An 18,599-nucleotide genomic window follows, 5' to 3' on the forward strand; every position below is an offset into this window, starting at 1 on the left:
GACGTCCTCCCCCAACTCGCTTCTCATTCGATGACGATTCTGGTGCGCGGACCGATTCTTTGCAACAGACGCAGCATCGCCGGCCGGGTCATGGCCACGCAGCCTGCGGTCGGGCCGAAATTCGGCCGCGCCAGATGCAGGAACACGGCGCTGCCGCGGCCCGCGATCCGCGGCCGCGTGTTGTGGTCGATCTCGATGATGAAATCGTACAGATGGTCCTGGCGCGCCAGCCGGTCTCCGGGATGGTCGCCGTGCAGCCGGATCGCCTGGTTGTAGTGCCGGTCGGCCGGGTCCTCGCACCACGCATCCTCCGGGCCAATCGGCTGGATCGGCAGAAAGGTGCGCGGACGCGAATGACGATCGGCCCGCCACCACAGCCGCCGGGGCCGGAAGGTCCCTCGGGGGGTGCCGCCATCTCCCTCGCGCTTGTTGGCCAGGACGCCGCCGCGCCCGAGCGCCACCGGAATGACATGGCCCCAGACATGGAGCCAGCCGCGCTGCCGCGACCCGGCTTTGGTGCGAATCGAGATCCGCGATGCTGGCATGCCAGGCTTCACCTTCGCTAACGACATGAAACAACGTGCCTTTTCATTGCCATGGATTGCCCGGTAATTGCCTTAATGTCGGCAAATGGTCCGCCGCGAGGGTCGAACAGGACAATCATCTCAATCCCTGCTCAATTCTGGAGTAGAGTCCCGGGCGCTTGTGAATCGGTAACAGCCCCCTACTTCAAGACGGAACAGGGCTGATGAGCCTGTTTGCCCACCGTTGACGGCGCCACCCATTCGATCCCGCCGGCGCCACCTAGAGGATTGTACAATGGCCAATGCCCGCAAGATCCTGATCGTGGATGACGACACCGATCTGCGCGATGCCCTGATGGAGCAGCTCTCGCTGCATGACGAGTTCGAAGCCCAGGCCGTCGATACCGGCGCCAAAGGCGCCACCGCCGCAAAGGCCAATTCACCCGACCTGGTTCTAATGGACGTCGGCCTGCCCGACACCGATGGCCGCGAAGTGGTGCGGTCCCTGCGCAAGGGCGGCTTCAAGGCGCCGATCATCATGCTGACCGGGCACGATACCGATTCGGACACGATTCTCGGGCTCGAATCCGGCGCCAACGACTATGTCGCCAAGCCCTTCCGCTTCGCCGTGCTGCTGGCCCGCATCCGGGCCCAGCTTCGCCAGCACGAGGCCAGCGAGGACGCGGTGTTCTCGGTCGGCCCCTACAGCTTCCGGCCGGGCTCGAAGATGCTGACCGGCGCCAACGCCCGCAAGGTCCGCCTGACGGAGAAGGAAACGGCGATCCTGCGCTTCCTGTACCGCGCCGGCCAGCAGCCGGTGTCGCGCGAGACGCTGTTGCAGGAGGTCTGGGGCTACAATTCCGGCGTCACCACCCACACGCTGGAAACGCACATTTACCGTCTGCGGCAGAAGATCGAGAAAGATGCCGCGAATCCGGAGATTCTGGTGACGGAGGCCGGTGGCTACAAGTTGGTACCGTGATAGGTTCGGGGATGGCGGTTTCGCCATTTATGATATTGGTTCCATTCAGCCTTCCCCGGGCCCTTGATGTCGATCGAAGACGATATTGCGCTATTGGAGCGCGTCCCAACATTGCGCCTGCTGGGAAGCGACTCGCTGCGCATGATCGCCATCGGCTCCGAGCAGCGTAACATCCAGAGTGGCGAGACCCTGTTCCGCGAGGGGGACACCGCCGATTGCGGCTATGTCGTCCAGCGCGGGTCATTGCGCATCAGCGACGAGGTCGGTGCCGAGATCGTCGCCACGCCGACCATGCTGATCGGCGAGCTGGCGCTGCTGGTCGAGATGCGGCGCCCGGCGACCGCGGCGGCCCTGGAATATTCGACCGTGGTGCGGATCTCGCGCAGCCTGTTTCAGCGTGTGTTGGAGAGCGACGCCAAGGCGGCGCGCCGGCTGCGCGACGAGTTCGCCCACCGCGCCAGCCGAATCGCCAACGACATCATGGCGGCCGGGGCCAAGCTCACGTCGTGATCTTCGTGACCGCGCGGGTCTGCTACGACACGTCCAGCGTCACCGTGACCGGCACGTGATCCGACGGCCGCTCCCAGCTGCGGGCGTCGCGCAGGATCCTGAAATCGCTGACCCGGTCCTTCAGTGCGCGTGACACCCAGATGTGGTCGAGCCTTCGGCCGCGATCGCCGACGGTCCAGTCGGCCGCGCGGTAGCTCCACCAGGTGTAGACCTTCTCCGACATCGGGATGCGCTCGCGAGCGACATCGACCCATTCGCCATGGGTCTGCGCCGCCAACAGCTTTTCACATTCGATCGGCGTGTGCGACACCACCTTCAGGAGCTGCTTGTGCGACCAGACATCGTGCTCATGCGGCGCGACGTTGAGATCGCCGACCAGGATATGCCGGTCGTCGCCGCGTGGATGCAGCGGCTCGCACGCCTTCATTTCGTCGAGGAATTGCAGCTTGTGCTCGAATTTCGGATTGAGCGCGGGGTCGGGAATGTCGCCGCCTGCGGGCACATAGAAATTGTGCAGCACCAGCGGCTGCGCGAGCTGCGCCTTTTCGCCGAACGCCACCGTGATGTGGCGCGAATCCACCTTGTCGCAGAAGGTGCGGACGTTGGTCTCCTCGAACGGCCATTTCGAGATCACGGCGACGCCGTGATAGCCCTTCTGCCCGTTCAGCGCGACGTGCTCATAGCCGAGCCGCTTGAAGCGCTTCAGCGGAAAGGCGTCGTCGATGCACTTGGTCTCCTGCAGGCACAGCACATCGGGCCTGACCTGCTTGATGAGCTTGGCGACGAGGTCGATGCGCAGGCGCACCGAGTTGATGTTCCAGGTGGTCAGGACGAGACGCATGAGACCCGCGTCATACCATGAATTGCGGCGATGTCAGCGACTCCGCCTCGCCTCCGACGCATCGGACTGACCGCGTTGGTTGGCGTTATCCCCAGCCATGTGGGACGGCGCCTGATCAGCGCCGTTTGCTCTCGATGACGTCCCATACGCGGGCGGCGATGTCGGGTCCGCCGAGCCGCGAGATCGCGCGGATGCCGGTCGGCGAAGTCACGTTGATCTCGGTGAGGTTGCCGTCGATCACGTCGATGCCGACCAGCAGCAGGCCGCGCGCGCGCAATTCCGGACCGAGCGTGTCGCAGATCTCGCGCTCGCGTGCGCTGAGATCGGTGGCCTGCGCGGCGCCGCCGCGCACCATGTTGGAGCGCAGATCGTCTGCCGCCGGCACGCGGTTGACGGCGCCGGCGAACTCGCCGTCGACCAGGATGATGCGCTTGTCGCCGTGCTTCACCTCGGGGAGGAAGCGCTGGATCACCCAGGGCTCCTTGAACGTCACCGAGAACATGTCGAACAGCGAGCCGAAATTCATATCCTGCGGCATCACCCGAAACACCGCCGCGCCACCATGGCCATGCAGCGGCTTCATCACGACAGCGCCGTGCTGATCGCGGAAGGCGTTGATCTCGTCGAGATCGCGCGAGATCAAGGTCGGCGGCATCAGTTGCGGGAAGTTCATCACGAACAGCTTTTCCGGCGCGTTGCGAACGCTCGCGGGATCATTGACCACCAGCGTCTTCGGATGGATGCGCTCGAGGAAATGCGTCGAGGTGATGTAGGCGAGATCGAACGGCGGATCCTGCCGCAGCAGCACGACATCAAAGGATGTCAGCGCGGTCGGTTTCGGTTCGCCGAGCGTGAAATGGTCGCCGACCTGGTCGCGCACCGTCAGCGCCTGCACCGGCGCATAGAGCTCGCCGCCGCGCAGCGACAGCTTGTCGGGCGTATAGTAACACAGGCCATGGCCGCGCCGCTGCGCTTCGAGCAGCATCGCGAAGGTCGAGTCGCCGCGGATGTTGATGCGCGCGATGGGGTCCATCTGGACGGCGACGTTCAGTTTCATGGGAAGGTCCCTGCTCTCTGCAATCAGTTCATGTCAGGTGCTGGCGTCGAACGCCGCTACCAGATGGCGCGGCAGGCTGCGCGGCGCAACCAGAATCGCGTCGAAGCGCAGCTCCAATTCGGCATGGTCGGGATGCGCCATCAACCAGGCCTGCGCGGCATCGATGATGCGCTGCTGCTGGCGCGGCGTCACCGCATAGGCGGCATCGTCGAGCGAGGCACGCGCCTTGACCTCGACGAAGGCAACCAGGCCGCGCCTGCGCGCGATGATGTCGATCTCGCCTTGGGGCGTGCGGAAGCGTTTGGCGAGGATGCGATAGCCCTTGGCGATCAGCAGCGCTGCGGCGCGGGCTTCCGCCGATAACCCGGTGCGGAAGGCGGCGACGCGTTCGGGTGCCGCCGTCTTCGCCGGCTTGTCAGGGGAGACGCGCTCAGTCTTCGCCATCGGCCGACCCTGACCGCGCGTCCTTCACCAGCTCGAGCGCGCGCGCATAGACTTCGCGGCGCGGCCGGCCGGACAGCTCGACGGCATGCATCACGGCATCCTTGACGCTCGATCGCTGCAGCAGATCCTTCAACACGGCGTCGAGCGCATCCGGCGTCAGCACCCCGGCGCCGCGCGGCGGCGGACCGATCACCAGCACGAACTCGCCGCGCGTTTCGAGATCGCCGGCCTCCGCAGCGAGATCGCCGATGGCGCCGCGCAGCACCTCCTCGTGCAGCTTGGTGAGCTCGCGGCAGATCGCGGCCTGGCGTCCCGCCATGGCATCGGCGAGGTCGGCCAGCGTCTCCTGCACCCGGCTGCCGGCTTCGAACAGGACCAGCGTCGCGTCGATCCGCGCGAGCTCGGACAGCCGCGTACGCCGCGCCTGCTGCCTGGCCGGCAGGAACCCCTCGAAGAAGAAACGGTCGGTCGGAAGCGCGGCCACGCTGAGCGCCGCGAGCACGGCGGAAGGTCCCGGCAGCGCGGTGACAACATGCCCGGCCTCACACGCCTCGCGCACCAGCTTGTAGCCGGGATCGGAGATCAGCGGCGTGCCGGCGTCGGACACCAGCGCGATGGCCGCGCCTTCGGCGAGGCGCTGCAGGATCCTGGGTCTGACGGCTTCGGCATTGTGCTCATGATAGGCTGCGAGTTCCGCGCTGAGGCCGTAGCGCTCGGTCAGGCGCCGGGTGATTCGCGTGTCCTCGCACAAGATGAGGTCGGCGCCGGCCAGGGTTTCCAGCGCGCGCAGCGTGATGTCGCCGAGATTGCCGATCGGGGTCGCCACCAGATGCAATCCAGGCCGCGCCTTGGGCGCCGCAACGATCTGCCCCGCCACCAGATAGGTCGACGTGGTGGAAGATTTGCCGTCATCCGGCGACGTCTTGGGGATTGCCTTCGCGCCCATCGAGGTAATTTAAAGGGCCTGCCGCGGGATTGCCACAGGGGAACAGCCGCGCAGCGATTTTGAAGTGCCGATCGGCACGGGGGGGCCGTTCATCGCAGCTTCAAGTTCGAAGCTGCACCTCGATGAGGGTGTGTACGAGCAGGGGATAGGCCGTGCAAAACGTCGAATTGATCGGCTGTGTGGCGCTGACAGCCTTTTGTTTTGCTTAACTATTCGTCGACAATATGAGTGAATCTGCACGGCCTGCGGGACGTGCGTTTGGGGAACTTCTGGCCGGACTCGGCCGAACGAAGAGATGCCATGGTGGGCCCGCGTCATCCCAACTCTCTCGGTCCGGGACCCCATGGGGTCGCCCGGCGAACGGCGCTGGGCCTGATCGTCGGCGCGCCGCTGCTGTCGGCGTGCTCCAACGTCCAGCAGGGCTTCAATCCGTTCGAGCAGCCGACCGCGCCGGCGGGACCGCCGCAGCGGCCGGCGGTGGCCGGCAACGGCCAGGTCAAGGTCGGGCTGATTCTGCCGCTGTCGGCGTCGGGCAATGCCGGCGTCGCCGCGCAATCGATGAAGAACGCCGCCGAGATGGCGCTGGCCGAGTTTCAGAACCCCAACATCCAGCTCCTGATCAAGGACGACGCCGGCAGCCCGCAAGGGGCGCAGCAGGGCGCGCAACAGGCCTGCGACGAAGGCGCCGAGATCATCCTCGGCCCCCTGTTCGCGGGCTCGGTGCCGGCGACGGCCCAGGTGGCGCGCGCGCGCAACATCTCGGTCATCGCCTTCTCGACCGATTCGAGCGTGGCGGGGCGCGGCGTCTATCTGCTCAGCTTCCTGCCGGAGTCCGATGCCAGCCGCATCGTCGAATATTCCGCCAGCGTCGGCAAACGCTCGTTCGCGGCGCTGCTGCCCGACAATGCCTACGGCACCGTCGTCGAGGGGGCGTTCAAGACCGCGGTCAGCCGCCGCGGCGGACGCATCGTGGCATTCGAGAAATATTCCGGCGACCGCACTGGGCCTGCGCGCACGGTGGCGCAGGCGCTCGGCGGCGCCGATGCGCTGCTGCTGGCCGATGACGGCGAATCGGTCGCGGCGACGGCCGATGCGCTGACCGCTGCCGGCGCCAATCTGCGCAACATCCAGTTGCTCGGCACAGGGCTGTGGGACAATCCGCGCGTCTATGCCAGCGCCAGCCTGCAGGGCGGCCTCTATGCCGCGCCGGATCCCTCCGGCTTCCGCGCCTTTGCCGGCCGCTACCGGACGCGATTCGGCGGCGATCCCGTGCGTACGGCGACCCTCGCTTATGATGCGGTGGCGCTCGTGGCCGCGCTGGCGCGCACCCAGGGCAACCAGCGTTTCGCGCCCGATGTCCTGACCAATGCATCCGGCTTCGCCGGCATCGACGGGCTGTTCCGGTTCCGCAGCGACGGCACCAATGAGCGCGGGCTTGCGGTGATGCGCGTCGGTTCGGCTGGCGGACAGGCGGTCGCCGGCGCGCCGAAGAGCTTCAGCGCGACGTGAGTCGCAGCACTTCTCAGGCGGCGAGGTCGGCGACGACCGCGTCGAGCACCGGAAAGCCGTCCTGGGTTACCCGTAGCCGCCCGTCCGGATCGACCGCGATCGCGCCCTCCTCGCGCAGCAGCGCGATGCGGCGCGGATCGAGCCTGCGGCCGGAGATCCTTGCGTAGCGCTGCGGGTCGATGCCCTCGGCCAGTCGCAGCCCCATCAGCAGGAATTCGTCGGCGCGCTCCTCGCGGTTGAGCTCGTCGTCGGTCATGACACCATGACCGTTGGATTCGACCCGCATCAGCCAGGCTTCCGGCCGCTTGTCGGTCGCTGTCGCGTGCCTGATGCCGCCGATGTCGAGGCGGCCATGGGCGCCCGGGCCGATGCCGGCATATTCCTGGCCGCGCCAGTAGACGAGGTTGTGCCGGCACTCCGCGCCGGGCCGGGCGTGATTGGAAATCTCATAGGCCGGCAGTCCGTGACGGCCACAGATCTCCTGCGTGACGTCGTACAAGGTGCGCGCCAGGCCTTCGTCCGGCGTCTTCAGCTTGCCTGCGGCGTGCAGGCCGAAGAACGGCGTGCCTTCCTCGATGGTCAGTTGATACAGCGACAAATGCTCAGCCGCCTCGCCGATCGCCCGCGTCAGCTCTTCGGTCCACATCTGCGGCGTCTGGTCGGGCCGCGCGTAGATCAGATCGAACGAATAGCGCTCGAATGCATGGCGCGCGATCGCCACCGCCCTCATCGCCTCTTCAGCGGTGTGCAGGCGGCCGAGCATCTTGAGCGACGCATCGTCCATCGCCTGGACGCCGAGCGAGACCCGGTTGACGCCGGCGGCGCGATAGCCGGCAAAGCGGGTCGCCTCGACGCTGGTCGGGTTCGCTTCGAGCGACACCTCGACATCGCCAGCGACGTGCCAGTGCCGGCCGATCGCGTCGAGAATGGCGCCGACCGTCTGCGGCTGCATCAGCGACGGGGTGCCGCCGCCGAGAAAGATCGACGTGACGGTGCGCGGCCCAATGCGGGCGGCCGTGGTCGCGATCTCCTGCGCAAAGGCGCGGGCGAAGCGGTCCTGATCGATGGCGGCATGCCGGACGTGGCTGTTGAAGTCGCAATACGGACATTTCGACAGGCAGAACGGCCAGTGCACATAGACGCCGAACGCTTCGCTGTCAGCGCTGCTCAAGACAGATCTCCGCGAGTTTCACGAAGGCGCGCGCCCGGTGCGACAGGCCGAGCCCGAGCGGCGGCAGGCCATGTTTCTCGATGCTGGTCATCTCGCCGAAGGTCCGGTCGTGGCCCTCGGGCAGGAACATCGGGTCGTAGCCGAAGCCCGCCGTGCCACGCGGCGGCCAGACCAGGGTGCCGTCGACCCGCGCCTCGACCTCCTCGACGTGACCGTCCGGCCACGCCACGCACAGCGCCGAGACGAAATGGGCGCTACGCTTGTCGGCACCAGTCGCGTCCCGCTCCTGCAGGAGGCGCTCGATGCGCGTCATCGCGCCGGCGAAATCCTTGTCCGGTCCTGCCCAGCGCGCCGAATAGATCCCCGGCGCCCCATCGAGCGCATGAACCACGATGCCGGAATCGTCGGCAAAGGCAGGAAGCTGCGCGGCTCTGGCCGCGGCGACCGCCTTGATGCGGGCGTTGGCCTGGAAGGTCTCGCCGGTCTCATCCGGCTCGTCCAGGCCGAGATCGCCGGCCGACACCGCCTCGACGCCATGGGGAGCGAGCAGCTCGCGCATCTCGGCAAGCTTGCCGGGATTGTGGGTCGCAATGATGATGCGACCGGTGAGCTTGCGGTGCGGGCTGCTCACGCGACCGCCATCTTCTGCAGGTCGACCAGCCGCGCGACGCCCTTGCGGGCGAGCGCCATCAGCGCCAGGAATTCGGCCTCGGTGAACGGCGTCTTCTCCGCCGTGCCCTGCACCTCGATGATGCGGCCGTCGCCGGTCATGACGAAATTGGCGTCGGTCTCGGCCTCGGAGTCCTCGGCGTAGTCGAGATCCAGCACCGGCGTGCCGTTGTAGATGCCGCAGGAGATTGCGGCGACGTTGGCGCGCAGCACCTCGGTCTTGATCATGTTGCGCGATTTCATCCACTTGATGCAGTCGGCCAGCGCCACCCAGGCGCCGGTGATCGACGCCGTGCGCGTGCCGCCATCGGCCTGCAGCACGTCGCAATCGACCGTGATCTGGCGCTCGCCGAGCGCTTCCAGGTCGATCGCGGTGCGCAGCGAGCGGCCGATCAGGCGCTGGATCTCGACGGTGCGGCCGGTCTGCTTGCCGGCGGAGGCCTCGCGCCGGGTCCGTTCCAGCGTGGCGCGCGGCAGCATGCCGTATTCGGCGGTGATCCAGCCGCGTCCCTGGCCCTTCAGCCAGGGCGGCAGCCGGTCCTCGAGCGTGGCGGTGACCAGGACATGGGTGTCGCCGAACTTCACCAGGCAGGAGCCCTCGGCGTATTTGACGACGCCGCGTTCCAGGCTCACGGCCCGCAGTTCATCCGGTGCACGGCGGCTCGGCCGCATGATTCTCTCCGTGAAAGCGCGCGAAAGACCGACTTTGACCGGCCTTGTAGGAGCCGGGAACGGCAGCGGCAAGGGTTTATCATGGCTTCGCCCGCGAGCGCCGACCGGCTTGCCACCGAGCCGCCGCATGGACACATTATAGGCAGCTGGGAGGAGTGCATCTGGTGGCCCACCACGATCCGATCAACCTGATGACACCGCCGGCCGGTCTGGCGCATCTGAACGAGCGCTCGCGCGAGATCTTCCGGCAGATCGTCGAAAGCTATCTGGCGACCGGCGAACCGGTCGGCTCGCGCAACATTTCGCGGCTGATCGCGGTTCCGCTGTCGCCGGCCTCGGTGCGCAACGTCATGGCCGATCTCGAGCAGCTCGGCCTGATCTACGCGCCGCACACCTCGGCCGGCCGGTTGCCGACCGAGGCTGGCCTGCGCTTCTTCGTCGACGCCCTGATGCAGGTCGGTGACATGACGGAGGCCGAGCGGCAGTCGATCCAGAGCCAGCTCGCGGCCGTCGGCCAGGCGCAGTCGGTCGAAGCGGCGCTGGACGAAGCGCTGACCCGGCTGTCGGGTCTGACCCGTGCCGCTGCCGTGGTTCTCACCGCCAAATCCAACACCCGCCTGAAGCACATCGAGTTCGTCAGGCTCGAGCCCGAGCGCGCGCTCGTCGTTCTGGTCGGTGAAGACGGACAGGTCGAGAACCGGGTCCTGACCCTGCCGCCGGGCGTGCCGTCGTCGGCGCTGACCGAGGCGTCCAATTTCCTCAATGCCCGCATCAGAGGACGGACGCTGGCGGAAGCGCGGCTCGAGCTCGAGACCGCGCTGGCGCATGACCGTGCTGAGCTCGATCAGTTGACGCAGAAGGTGATCGCCGCCGGAGTCGCGAGCTGGTCCGGAGGGGACAGCGACGAGCGGCAGCTCATCGTGCGCGGCCACGCCAACCTGCTCGAGGACCTGCATGCGCTCGAAGATCTCGAGCGTGTCCGGCGGCTGTTCGACGATCTCGAGACCAAGCGCGGCGTCGTCGATCTGCTCGGACGGGCGGAGAGCGCGGAAGGTGTCCGCATCTTCATCGGCTCGGAGAACAAGCTGTTCTCGCTGTCGGGCTCGTCGACGATCGTGTCGCCCTATTCCGACGCCACGGGGCGCATCGTCGGCGTGCTCGGCGTCATCGGTCCGACCCGGCTCAACTATGCCCGGGTGATTCCGACGGTCGATTATGCCGCGCGTCTGGTCAGCCGGCTGCTGGGTGGCTGACGCGTGACTTGGTTCACCCGCGGACAGCGCCTCCGGGCGCAATGGTCAGGCTGCGCTTGATTTTCGACGCCCAAAGCACGATATCCCGCCCCATATCCCCCAAACCCGTCAGCCGAACTTGCGAGTCTGTCCATGACCGATCCCGACCTGCATAAGAATGATCCGGAAAACCCGGCGCAGGCCAGCGAACCCGTCGTCTCCAAGCCCTACATCATGCCCGATGATCCTGAGGCCGGCTCGGCCGAGGCCCTTGCCAAGGAGGCGGCCGACGCGCGCGACAAGATGCTGCGCACGCTCGCGGAGATGGAGAACCTGCGCAAGCGGACGGCCCGTGAAGTCGCCGATGCGCGCATGTACGGCATCACCGGCTTCGCCCGTGACGTGCTCGATATCGCCGACAATCTGCAGCGCGCGCTCGATGCCGTGCCGGCCGAGACACGCGCCAATGCCGATGCGGGCCTGAAGTCGCTGATCGAGGGCGTCGAGCTCACCGAGCGCTCGCTGCTCAACACGCTGGAGAAGAACGGCGTCAAGAAGTTCGATCCGACGGGACAGAAGTTCGACCCCAACTTCCAGCAGGCGATGTACGAGGTCCCGGATCCGTCGGTGCCGTCCGGTACCGTGGTGCAGGTCGTGCAGGCCGGCTTCATGATCGGCGAGCGCGTGCTGCGCCCCGCGCTGGTCGGCGTGTCCAAGGGTGGCGCGAAGGCGGCGCCGGCGGCGAGCAACGATCAGTCGAACAGCGCCGCCTGACGGCGAGCCTAGGCAGGCGTCCCGCTGCCGTCCTGTCGATCGAATGAACAAGCCACGGGCAACGATGCCCGTGGCTTCTTGTTTGTCGGCGCGACTTTGTAGTCCGTCTCACGGCGAGCGGCCGACGTGATCACGACGTCCGATGCCGGGCTGGTCTCAGCCTCTCGGCTGGATGCCGTCGCGAACGGCGCGGAAGCGCGGGAAGGCTGCCGACCACTGGTCGCGCGGCGCGCTGCCGATGATCCGCAACGTGTTCGGCCCGCCGAAGCGCAGCCACTGCACCACCGTCACCGGCGTATTGTCCTTGCCGCTGGTGGCGTCGATCCGGGTCTCATAGGCCGGCTGGCCATCGATGCGGATCGGCTCGGACATCGTGATGCGCGCTTCGCGGACGCCCGGAATGGTGGTGGCCGCCTGCTGCGCGACGCGCGCGCGGTCGCCTGCCTCCGGGGCGACGCCGGCCACCAGCCCGATCACCACGAAGGGCGCGGCCTCGAAGCCCTTGTCCTCTTCGCCATCGGCCAGGATCAGGGCGCCCGGCCCGAGCGTGCGGATGGTCTTGAACCCGGAGAGGTCGGTGACCTTGAACGGCATCATCGCGAGCTGCTCGTCGACCGGAACGTCCTTGCGGACGACGGCGGAGGCGAACATCTGGCGCACGGCATCGTCGGTATAGATCCGGCTCGCGGTCTCCGGGATCTGCACGGCCACGTAGCCGGAGAAGCCGTTGCCGGGCAGGATCATCGAGTAGCGCCGCACCGGCGTGGCGCCATCCCGGCCGTTCTCCACCGTGTAGTAGGCGGTGCCGGCGGCGGTCTCGATGCTCTCCGGCTTGACGCTGCCGGTCCCGGCGGGATTGGCGGTAAACGCATTCTTCACCTCGCCATAGGCGGCCGCCGGCAGTTCGGTCAGCAGCACCTTGACGCTCTGGTCCTCGGTTTCGAAGCCGGAGAACGTCTTGGCCTTGGCGAGTCCCACCAGGGGCGCGAGCCCGATGCGGACGCCGGGCGGAAATATGGCGTCGGCGGCCAATGCGGGGTGCAGCAGCGACATCAGCAGGGTGGCCGCGGCGAAAAATCGAACGATCATCATCAACATTGCCTCGTTGACCGAGGCCTCGTGCCGAGGCGGTCGGGATCCTCGCCAGCGTGGTCTTCGGCGGGCACGCTTTTAGCGGCTTTGCGCCCCCCGCAACAGGCCGGGCGCGCGGTTTTGATCGCCTGCGGCGATTGGCGGGACCCCGCAGGGGCGCATTTCGCGGATAATTCGCCTCGAAAGGCGGATTCAGGATGGTCCAGCGCTAGCTGCGTTTCAGGATTTCGACGCCGTCGACGGTCTGTACCAGCACATAGGGCTCGAGCAGAGCCCTGAGTTCGGGGTCGGAACGCGCCCAATCGCCCCAGTCGCTGTTCTGATTGTCGATCAGGACGACGTCGGGCGGCTGTTTCCGGAAGTCGGCGACGATCCCGGCGCGTTCGCGTTCCACGTAGGGCGCGAGCCTCTGCGCCGTCTGTGAATCGATGGTTCCGTCCTGTTGCGAGCGGCGAACGATTTCTCGGACCCAGAACGCCTCCTGGCGCGAGATCCAGGTGCCATCGAGGGTCCGCACCATGGGGTGGCCGATGACCGCAGCCGCGCTGAGCACCAGCATGCTCGGGTGCGGACCGAGCCGCGCCACCTGGGCTTCGATCTGCCGGACGTCGACGCTGCCATTGAACCAGAAGCAGGTCTGCACGAACAGCACGGCGCCGGCGAGAGCGGTGGCGGCACGCGGCCAGCGTCGCGCGTCGCGGCTGCTGTCGATCGCCGACACCGCAAGGCCGGCGGCCAGCAGCGCCAGCGCGACCATGGGGTAGGCGTGATAGCCCCAGCCTTTCTGCTGCGCGACGAACGACACCAGGAAGCCGAGCGATCCGGCCAGCGTGGTGAAGGACGCCGCGTCGCGCTCGTATTGCCGGCGCTGCAGGAGGAGGACGATGATTGCCGCGGCGAGCCACAGGCCCATCGGCAGAGTGACGAGGATGGTCGGTACGGGCGCCTTCAGAAGCAGATAGACGTCGCGGACCAGCGGATAGATGACCGTGAAATATTCGGGAAAGAACAGGTAGATGCACGCCGCGTTGAGCAGCACCAGGGCCGCGGCGATCCAGTTCTCCAGCGCGAACAGCACGCGCCAGTCGCGCGCCTGCGCGGCGGCGGCGAGAATGCAGAAGCCGACGCTGAAGGCGAAATAGGGCTTGAAGCTCATCGTGAGGCCGGCGCTGAGCCCGGCGATGAGGATGGCCGTCGGGGCTACCCGCTCGCCCTCGGCGCGCAGGATATACACCGCGATCGCCGGCAATATCGTGATCAGGGCCAGATGTTCCCGCTGGCCGAAATCATACATCGGCGCGATCAGGAGCAGGGCGGTCGTCCACGCCGCCAGCCGGCCGTCCGCGAGCCGATGGCGCAGGGCCGATGTCCGCAGCACCAGCCACACCAGCGTCAGGGATGCCGCGGTCAGTGCGAAGATCAGGATATTCGTCGCCAGCTCGGGCCTGAGATGGATCGCACGCGCCAGTGCGACCGCCAGAAGATAGACCGATCCCGCCATGGGCGGATTCGTCTCGAGGATGTCGACGTAGAGTCGCTGGCCATCGAGCATGCGCTCGCTGACGAGGAGCCACCAGCTGACGTCGACATTGAGGGGAAGGACGTACCGCAGCCACGCGGCTGCAACCACGATGGCGCAGATCAGCAGTCTCGGGAACGTGGCCTGGCCGGCTTCACGCGCGCGTTGCGGAAAGCCCCAATCGGTGTCGATGACCATGCCTCATTCCCGTCCCAGGAGTGCGGCAGGCTAGGGCCCGTGGGTTAACAACGCATTTCGGTCGTTGGGGCAGATCAGCGGTACCGGGTCTGTCGCACTTGCCGGCGATCGCACACCCTGCATTTCGCACCAGCCGTTCGATGTGCCGACAGGTGGACCCGCGCAGTCGCCTCCGGTCCGAGCCGCCGTTCCGCGTCGCCGCCGGGCCCGATGGGCCGCTCTGATGTCTCCATGATGACCTTGGGCGGCGGCCGTGATTTTCGTGGGGTCGAACCCCTGGTCCGGTCCTTGCGGGCCACTCCCCCCCTCCTATATGACGCTCATCGTCGCAATATCGCGAGCATTTGATCTGAGGGGGTTTTGGATGGGGGCGCCGTCAGGGCCCCACCCAACCTGCCGCAAAAAGAAGGATATGAGACCATGGGAAAGGTCATCGGGATCGATCTCGGCACCACGAATTCGTGCGTGGCCGTCATGGACGGCAAATCGTCGAAAGTCATCGAGAACGCCGAGGGCATGCGCACCACGCCGTCGATCGTCGCCTTCAGTGACGACGGCGAACGTCTGGTCGGTCAGCCGGCCAAGCGCCAGGCCGTGACCAACCCCGAGCGCACCTTCTTTGCGGTCAAGCGCCTCATCGGCCGCCGCTACGACGACCCGATGGTCGAGAAGGACAAGAAGCTCGTCCCCTACAAGATCGTCAAGGCCGGCAACGGCGACGCCTGGGTCGAGGCCGACGGCAAGACCTATTCGCCCTCGCAGGTCTCCGCCTTCATCCTGCAGAAGATGAAGGAGACCGCGGAAGCCCATCTCGGCCAGAAGGTCGACCAGGCCGTCATCACCGTCCCCGCCTATTTCAACGACGCCCAGCGTCAGGCCACCAAGGACGCCGGCAAGATCGCGGGCCTCGAGGTTCTGCGCATCATCAACGAGCCGACCGCGGCCGCGCTCGCCTACGGCCTCGACAAGACCAAGGCCGGCACCATCGCGGTGTACGACCTCGGCGGCGGCACCTTCGACGTCTCGATCCTGGAGATCGGCGACGGCGTGTTCGAGGTGAAGTCGACCAATGGCGACACCTTCCTCGGCGGTGAAGACTTCGACATGCGTCTGGTCAGCTACCTCGCCGACGAATTCCAGAAGGAGCAGGGCATCAACCTGCGCAACGACAAGCTCGCTTTGCAGCGCCTCAAGGAAGCTGCCGAGAAGGCCAAGATCGAGCTGTCGTCGACCACCCAGACCGAGATCAACCTGCCCTTCATCACCGCGGACCAGTCCGGTCCGAAGCATCTGACGATGAAGCTGACCCGCGCCAAGTTCGAGGCGCTGGTGGCCGACCTCGTCGAGAAGACCATCGAGCCGTGCCGCAAGGCGCTGAAGGATGCCGGCCTCACCGCCGGCGAGATCGGCGAAGTGGTGCTGGTCGGCGGCATGACCCGCATGCCGAAGATCCAGGAGATGGTGAAGCAGTTCTTCGGCAAGGAGCCGCACAAGGGCGTCAACCCCGACGAGGTGGTGGCGATCGGCGCGGCCATTCAGGCCGGCGTGCTGCAGGGCGACGTCAAGGACGTGCTGCTGCTCGACGTGACCCCGCTGTCCCTGGGCATCGAGACCTTGGGCGGCGTGTTCACCCGCATCATCGACCGCAACACCACGATCCCCACCAAGAAGAGCCAGGTGTTCTCGACCGCCGAGGACAATCAGAACGCGGTCACCATCCGGGTCTTCCAGGGTGAGCGCGAAATGGCGGCCGACAACAAGATGCTCGGCCAGTTCGACCTGATGGGCATTCCGCCGTCCCCGCGCGGCATGCCGCAGATCGAGGTGACGTTCGACATCGACGCCAACGGCATCGTCAACGTGTCGGCCAAGGACAAGGCCACCGGCAAGGAGCAGCAGATCCGCATCCAGGCCTCGGGTGGTCTGTCGGAGGCCGATATCGACAAGATGGTCAAGGACGCCGAGGCCAACGCCGTGGCGGACAAGAAGCGCCGCGAGGCGGTCGACGCCAAGAACCATGCCGACGCGCTGGTGCACTCGACCGAGAAGGCTCTGGCCGAGCATGGCTCGAAGGTCGCCGACACCGAGCGCCGTGCCATCGAGGATGCCGTCAGCGATCTCAAGGAAGCGCTGAAGGGCGACGATGCCGAGGCGATCAAGGCCAAGACCAATACGCTGGCCCAGGCGTCGATGAAGCTCGGCGAGGCCATGTACAAGCAGCAGGCCGAGAGCGATGCGGCCCGCGACGCCGCCAAGGATGACGTGGTCGACGCGGAGTTCACCGAGGTCGACGACGACAAGAAGAAATCTGCTTAACTGAGGCAGAGGTAGTGACCATGACCCCCATGCCAAAGAGCGCTTTCAGCGGCTCGTTGGATGGGGGTCATTTTCATTGACCCGGAACGCGCGCGGCGATCGCGCCAGCCGTTCCTGTTGGGCGAAGTTCGGGCGGGTTTGATTGATGTCCACCAAGCGCTGCTACTACGAGACCCTGGAAGTCGAGCGCGACGCCGACGAGAGCAAGCTCAAGGCCGCCTTCCGCAAGCTGGCCATGAAGTGGCACCCGGACAAGAATCCGGGCGATGCCTCCAGCGAAGTGAAATTCAAGGAAATCAACGAGGCCTATGAGGTGCTGCGCGACGCCGACAAGCGCGCCGCCTACGACCGCTATGGCCACGCCGCCTTCGAGCAGGGCGGCATGGGCGGGGCGCACGGCTTCGGCGCCGGCTTCGCCTCCTCGTTCTCCGACATCTTCGAAGACCTGTTCGGCATGGCCGGGCAGCGCCGTGGCGGCACCGGACGCGAGCGCGGTGCCGATCTGCGCTACAACATGGAAATCACCTTGGAAGAGGCGTTCCAGGGCAAGACCGCACAGATCGAAATTCCGGTCTCGGTGACCTGCGAATCCTGCTCCGGCACCGGCGCCAAGGCCGGCACCAAGCCGAAGACCTGCGCGATGTGCGGCGGCGCCGGCCGCGTGCGGCAGGCGCAAGGCTTCTTCACCCTGGAGCGGACCTGCCCCGGCTGTCACGGCCGCGGCCAGATGATCGAGGACCCCTGTCCGTCATGCTCCGGCTCCGGCCGCGTCACCCGTGACCGCACGCTGTCCGTCAACATTCCCCAGGGCGTCGAGGACGGCACCCGCATCCGTCTCGCCGGCGAGGGCGAGGCGGGCCTGCGCGGCGGGCCGCCGGGCGATCTCTACATCTTCCTGTCGTTGACTGCTCACGAGTTCTTCCAGCGCGACGGCGCCGACCTACACTGCCGGGTGCCGATCTCGATGGTGACCGCGGCGCTCGGCGGCGAGTTCGAGGTGCCCACGATCGACAAGGGCAAGACCAAGGTGAAGATTCCCGCCGGTGCGCAGTCCGGGCGCCGGTTCCGGATCGCGGCCAAGGGCATGCCGGTGCTGCGCTCGCGCCAGACCGGCGACATGTATGTCCAGATCGTTGTCGAGACGCCGCAGAACCTGACCAAGAAGCAGCAGGAATTGCTGGCCGAGTTCGAGAAGCTGTCCTCGGGAGCAACCCAGCCCGAGGCCGCCGGCTTCTTCACCAAGGTCAAGGACTTCTTCGGCAAGGCGGCGAGCTGAGCCGTGAGTGCAGAACCGCGGGGCCGCATGCTTTCGCTGAACGGCATCGGAATGTCGATGTCGAGCGAATTTGCTGCTCCGCACATGCAAAAAATTATCGAATGCAACTGTAAGAGCGCGGACCCGCCAGCCTTAATCGTACGTTACGGTTCGGCTTGACCGCCCCGCCTGCGCCCTATACGTCTTTGTGACTCTTTTCTGACATCGCCGTGAAGACGGTCCCGTCTGGTACTGAGATGCCCCTGCAAACGTCCGTGCGTGCGTCGAAAAAGCCTCTCCGTCTGGACGACGAAGTGCGCTTCCTCCGCTCATGGATCGAAAAGCCGCTGCACATGGGCGCCGTCATGCCGTCGGGCCGACTGCTGGCCCGCACCATGGCGCAGTACGTCGATCCGCACGGGACAGGCCCCGTCATCGAGCTCGGACCGGGCACCGGCGCGATCACCAATGCGCTGGTCGAACATGGCGTCGATCAGAAGCGGCTGGTGCTGGTCGAGTACAATCCGGGCTTCTGCGCCCTGCTGCGCGACCGCTACCCGCAGGCCAAGGTGGTCCAGGGCGACGCCTATCGCCTTCGCGACACGCTCTGGAACGTGCTCGGCGCCCCGGCCTCGGCCGTCGTCTCCGGCCTGCCGCTCGTGACCAAGCCGATGCTGACCCGCATGAAGCTGATCCGCGATGCGTTCGCGGCGATGTCGCCGAATGCGCCGTTCGTGCAGTTCACCTATTCCGTCGTGCCGCCGATTCCGAAGTCGCTGCCTGGCGTTACCACGCAGGCCTCCGAGCGCATCTGGATGAATCTTCCGCCAGCGCGCGTCTGGGTGTATCGCAAGCCCTGACCGGCGGCCGCGATCCTTCGTGGCGGGT

At 66.6% G+C, this 18,599-nt stretch carries 18 protein-coding genes; 8 read left to right on the top strand and 10 right to left on the bottom strand.

The window, feature by feature from the left end:
* Positions 1-23 precede the first annotated feature (23 nt).
* Positions 24-545 carry a L,D-transpeptidase gene (locus QX073_RS15535; protein ID WP_316225989.1) on the bottom strand — a complete coding sequence of 174 codons (522 nt, stop codon included), beginning with the start codon at positions 543-545 and terminating at the stop codon, positions 24-26.
* 274 nt (positions 546-819) lie between these two features.
* Here QX073_RS15535 and QX073_RS15540 point away from each other — a divergent pair, with 274 nt between their 5' ends.
* Together QX073_RS15540 and QX073_RS15545 are read left to right on the top strand one after the other, a co-directional pair.
* Positions 820-1,506: a response regulator transcription factor gene (locus QX073_RS15540; protein ID WP_315716813.1), complete on the top strand. Its 687-nt coding sequence runs from the start codon at positions 820-822 to the stop codon at positions 1,504-1,506.
* 66 nt (positions 1,507-1,572) lie between these two features.
* The gene (locus QX073_RS15545; RefSeq protein ID WP_316225990.1) at positions 1,573-2,016 is read left to right on the top strand and encodes a cyclic nucleotide-binding domain-containing protein; all 444 of its coding nucleotides are present in this window, start codon (positions 1,573-1,575) and stop codon (positions 2,014-2,016) included.
* 22 nt (positions 2,017-2,038) lie between these two features.
* Here the strand turns inward: QX073_RS15545 and QX073_RS15550 are convergent, their stop codons facing one another.
* From QX073_RS15550 to rsmI, 4 genes are all read right to left on the bottom strand, one after another.
* On the bottom strand, positions 2,039-2,857 hold the full coding sequence (locus tag QX073_RS15550) for an exodeoxyribonuclease III (protein ID WP_315716815.1): 819 nt from the start codon (positions 2,855-2,857) through the stop codon (positions 2,039-2,041).
* 115 nt (positions 2,858-2,972) lie between these two features.
* Positions 2,973-3,914, bottom strand: coding sequence for a glutathione synthase (gene gshB / locus QX073_RS15555; RefSeq protein WP_315716816.1), 942 nt, complete (start codon positions 3,912-3,914; stop codon positions 2,973-2,975).
* A gap of 33 nt (positions 3,915-3,947) precedes the next feature.
* A complete protein-coding gene (locus QX073_RS15560) occupies positions 3,948-4,358 on the bottom strand; it encodes a YraN family protein (protein ID WP_315716817.1) in 411 nt (136 codons plus the stop codon).
* Positions 4,345-5,304 (bottom strand): 16S rRNA (cytidine(1402)-2'-O)-methyltransferase, encoded by a 960-nt coding sequence (rsmI, locus tag QX073_RS15565; protein WP_316225991.1) that lies wholly within the window; start codon positions 5,302-5,304, stop codon positions 4,345-4,347. The genes QX073_RS15560 and rsmI overlap by 14 nt, the downstream gene beginning before the upstream one ends.
* A 300-nt stretch (positions 5,305-5,604) precedes the next feature.
* Between rsmI and QX073_RS15570 the strand changes: the two genes are divergently transcribed.
* Entirely contained in the window at positions 5,605-6,813 is a 1,209-nt protein-coding gene (locus QX073_RS15570) for a penicillin-binding protein activator (RefSeq protein ID WP_316225992.1), read from the top strand.
* A gap of 13 nt (positions 6,814-6,826) precedes the next feature.
* On the opposite strand, the gene hemW is transcribed toward QX073_RS15570, so the two are convergent.
* Genes hemW through rph form a run of 3 tightly spaced genes read right to left on the bottom strand, consistent with a single transcriptional unit; the run spans position 6,827 to position 9,325 of the window.
* Positions 6,827-7,984 carry a radical SAM family heme chaperone HemW gene (hemW, locus tag QX073_RS15575; protein ID WP_316225993.1) on the bottom strand — a complete coding sequence of 386 codons (1,158 nt, stop codon included), beginning with the start codon at positions 7,982-7,984 and terminating at the stop codon, positions 6,827-6,829.
* Entirely contained in the window at positions 7,971-8,615 is a 645-nt protein-coding gene (gene rdgB / locus QX073_RS15580; protein ID WP_315716821.1) for an RdgB/HAM1 family non-canonical purine NTP pyrophosphatase, read from the bottom strand. The genes hemW and rdgB overlap by 14 nt, the downstream gene beginning before the upstream one ends.
* A complete protein-coding gene (rph, locus tag QX073_RS15585) occupies positions 8,612-9,325 on the bottom strand; it encodes a ribonuclease PH (RefSeq protein ID WP_315716822.1) in 714 nt (237 codons plus the stop codon). The genes rdgB and rph overlap by 4 nt, the downstream gene beginning before the upstream one ends.
* 164 nt (positions 9,326-9,489) lie before the next feature.
* Between rph and hrcA the strand changes: the two genes are divergently transcribed.
* Positions 9,490-10,578, top strand: a complete 1,089-nt coding sequence (gene hrcA, locus QX073_RS15590; RefSeq protein ID WP_315716823.1) for a heat-inducible transcriptional repressor HrcA — start codon at positions 9,490-9,492, stop codon at positions 10,576-10,578.
* 132 nt (positions 10,579-10,710) lie between these two features.
* The gene (gene grpE, locus QX073_RS15595; protein ID WP_315716824.1) at positions 10,711-11,331 is read left to right on the top strand and encodes a nucleotide exchange factor GrpE; all 621 of its coding nucleotides are present in this window, start codon (positions 10,711-10,713) and stop codon (positions 11,329-11,331) included.
* A gap of 156 nt (positions 11,332-11,487) precedes the next feature.
* Here grpE and QX073_RS15600 read toward each other — a convergent pair whose 3' ends face one another.
* The gene (locus QX073_RS15600) at positions 11,488-12,423 is read right to left on the bottom strand and encodes a hypothetical protein (protein ID WP_315716825.1); all 936 of its coding nucleotides are present in this window, start codon (positions 12,421-12,423) and stop codon (positions 11,488-11,490) included.
* A gap of 208 nt (positions 12,424-12,631) precedes the next feature.
* Positions 12,632-14,140, bottom strand: a complete 1,509-nt coding sequence (locus QX073_RS15605) for a hypothetical protein (RefSeq protein ID WP_316225994.1) — start codon at positions 14,138-14,140, stop codon at positions 12,632-12,634.
* Positions 14,141-14,560: 420 nt separating this feature from the next.
* On the opposite strand from QX073_RS15605, the gene dnaK reads away from it, so the two are divergent.
* From dnaK to QX073_RS15620, 3 genes are all read left to right on the top strand, one after another.
* A complete protein-coding gene (dnaK, locus tag QX073_RS15610; RefSeq protein WP_315716827.1) occupies positions 14,561-16,456 on the top strand; it encodes a molecular chaperone DnaK in 1,896 nt (631 codons plus the stop codon).
* A gap of 145 nt (positions 16,457-16,601) precedes the next feature.
* On the top strand, positions 16,602-17,732 hold the full coding sequence (dnaJ, locus tag QX073_RS15615) for a molecular chaperone DnaJ (RefSeq protein ID WP_315716828.1): 1,131 nt from the start codon (positions 16,602-16,604) through the stop codon (positions 17,730-17,732).
* A gap of 236 nt (positions 17,733-17,968) precedes the next feature.
* A complete protein-coding gene (locus QX073_RS15620) occupies positions 17,969-18,571 on the top strand; it encodes a class I SAM-dependent methyltransferase (protein ID WP_315716829.1) in 603 nt (200 codons plus the stop codon).
* Positions 18,572-18,599 lie beyond the last annotated feature (28 nt).

The sequence above is a fragment of the Bradyrhizobium sp. SZCCHNS3052 genome (assembly GCF_032484495.1).
Lineage (GTDB): Bacteria > Pseudomonadota > Alphaproteobacteria > Rhizobiales > Xanthobacteraceae > Bradyrhizobium.

Excerpts from the sequence above, each read along its gene's own strand:
- gshB (WP_315716816.1), bottom strand. The coding sequence starts at position 3,914 with ATGAAACTGAACGTCGCCGTCCAGATGGACCCCATCGCGCGCATCAAC.
- QX073_RS15560 (WP_315716817.1), bottom strand. The coding sequence starts at position 4,358 with ATGGCGAAGACTGAGCGCGTCTCCCCTGACAAGCCGGCGAAGACGGCG.
- QX073_RS15550 (WP_315716815.1), bottom strand. The coding sequence starts at position 2,857 with ATGCGTCTCGTCCTGACCACCTGGAACATCAACTCGGTGCGCCTGCGC.
- rph (WP_315716822.1), bottom strand. The coding sequence starts at position 9,325 with ATGCGGCCGAGCCGCCGTGCACCGGATGAACTGCGGGCCGTGAGCCTG.
- dnaJ (WP_315716828.1), top strand. The coding sequence starts at position 16,602 with ATGTCCACCAAGCGCTGCTACTACGAGACCCTGGAAGTCGAGCGCGAC.
- dnaK (WP_315716827.1), top strand. The coding sequence starts at position 14,561 with ATGGGAAAGGTCATCGGGATCGATCTCGGCACCACGAATTCGTGCGTG.
- QX073_RS15620 (WP_315716829.1), top strand. The coding sequence starts at position 17,969 with ATGCCCCTGCAAACGTCCGTGCGTGCGTCGAAAAAGCCTCTCCGTCTG.
- QX073_RS15600 (WP_315716825.1), bottom strand. The coding sequence starts at position 12,423 with ATGATGATCGTTCGATTTTTCGCCGCGGCCACCCTGCTGATGTCGCTG.
- QX073_RS15540 (WP_315716813.1), top strand. The coding sequence starts at position 820 with ATGGCCAATGCCCGCAAGATCCTGATCGTGGATGACGACACCGATCTG.
- QX073_RS15605 (WP_316225994.1), bottom strand. The coding sequence starts at position 14,140 with ATGGTCATCGACACCGATTGGGGCTTTCCGCAACGCGCGCGTGAAGCC.
- QX073_RS15535 (WP_316225989.1), bottom strand. The coding sequence starts at position 545 with ATGCCAGCATCGCGGATCTCGATTCGCACCAAAGCCGGGTCGCGGCAG.
- grpE (WP_315716824.1), top strand. The coding sequence starts at position 10,711 with ATGACCGATCCCGACCTGCATAAGAATGATCCGGAAAACCCGGCGCAG.
- rsmI (WP_316225991.1), bottom strand. The coding sequence starts at position 5,304 with ATGGGCGCGAAGGCAATCCCCAAGACGTCGCCGGATGACGGCAAATCT.
- QX073_RS15570 (WP_316225992.1), top strand. The coding sequence starts at position 5,605 with ATGGTGGGCCCGCGTCATCCCAACTCTCTCGGTCCGGGACCCCATGGG.
- QX073_RS15545 (WP_316225990.1), top strand. The coding sequence starts at position 1,573 with ATGTCGATCGAAGACGATATTGCGCTATTGGAGCGCGTCCCAACATTG.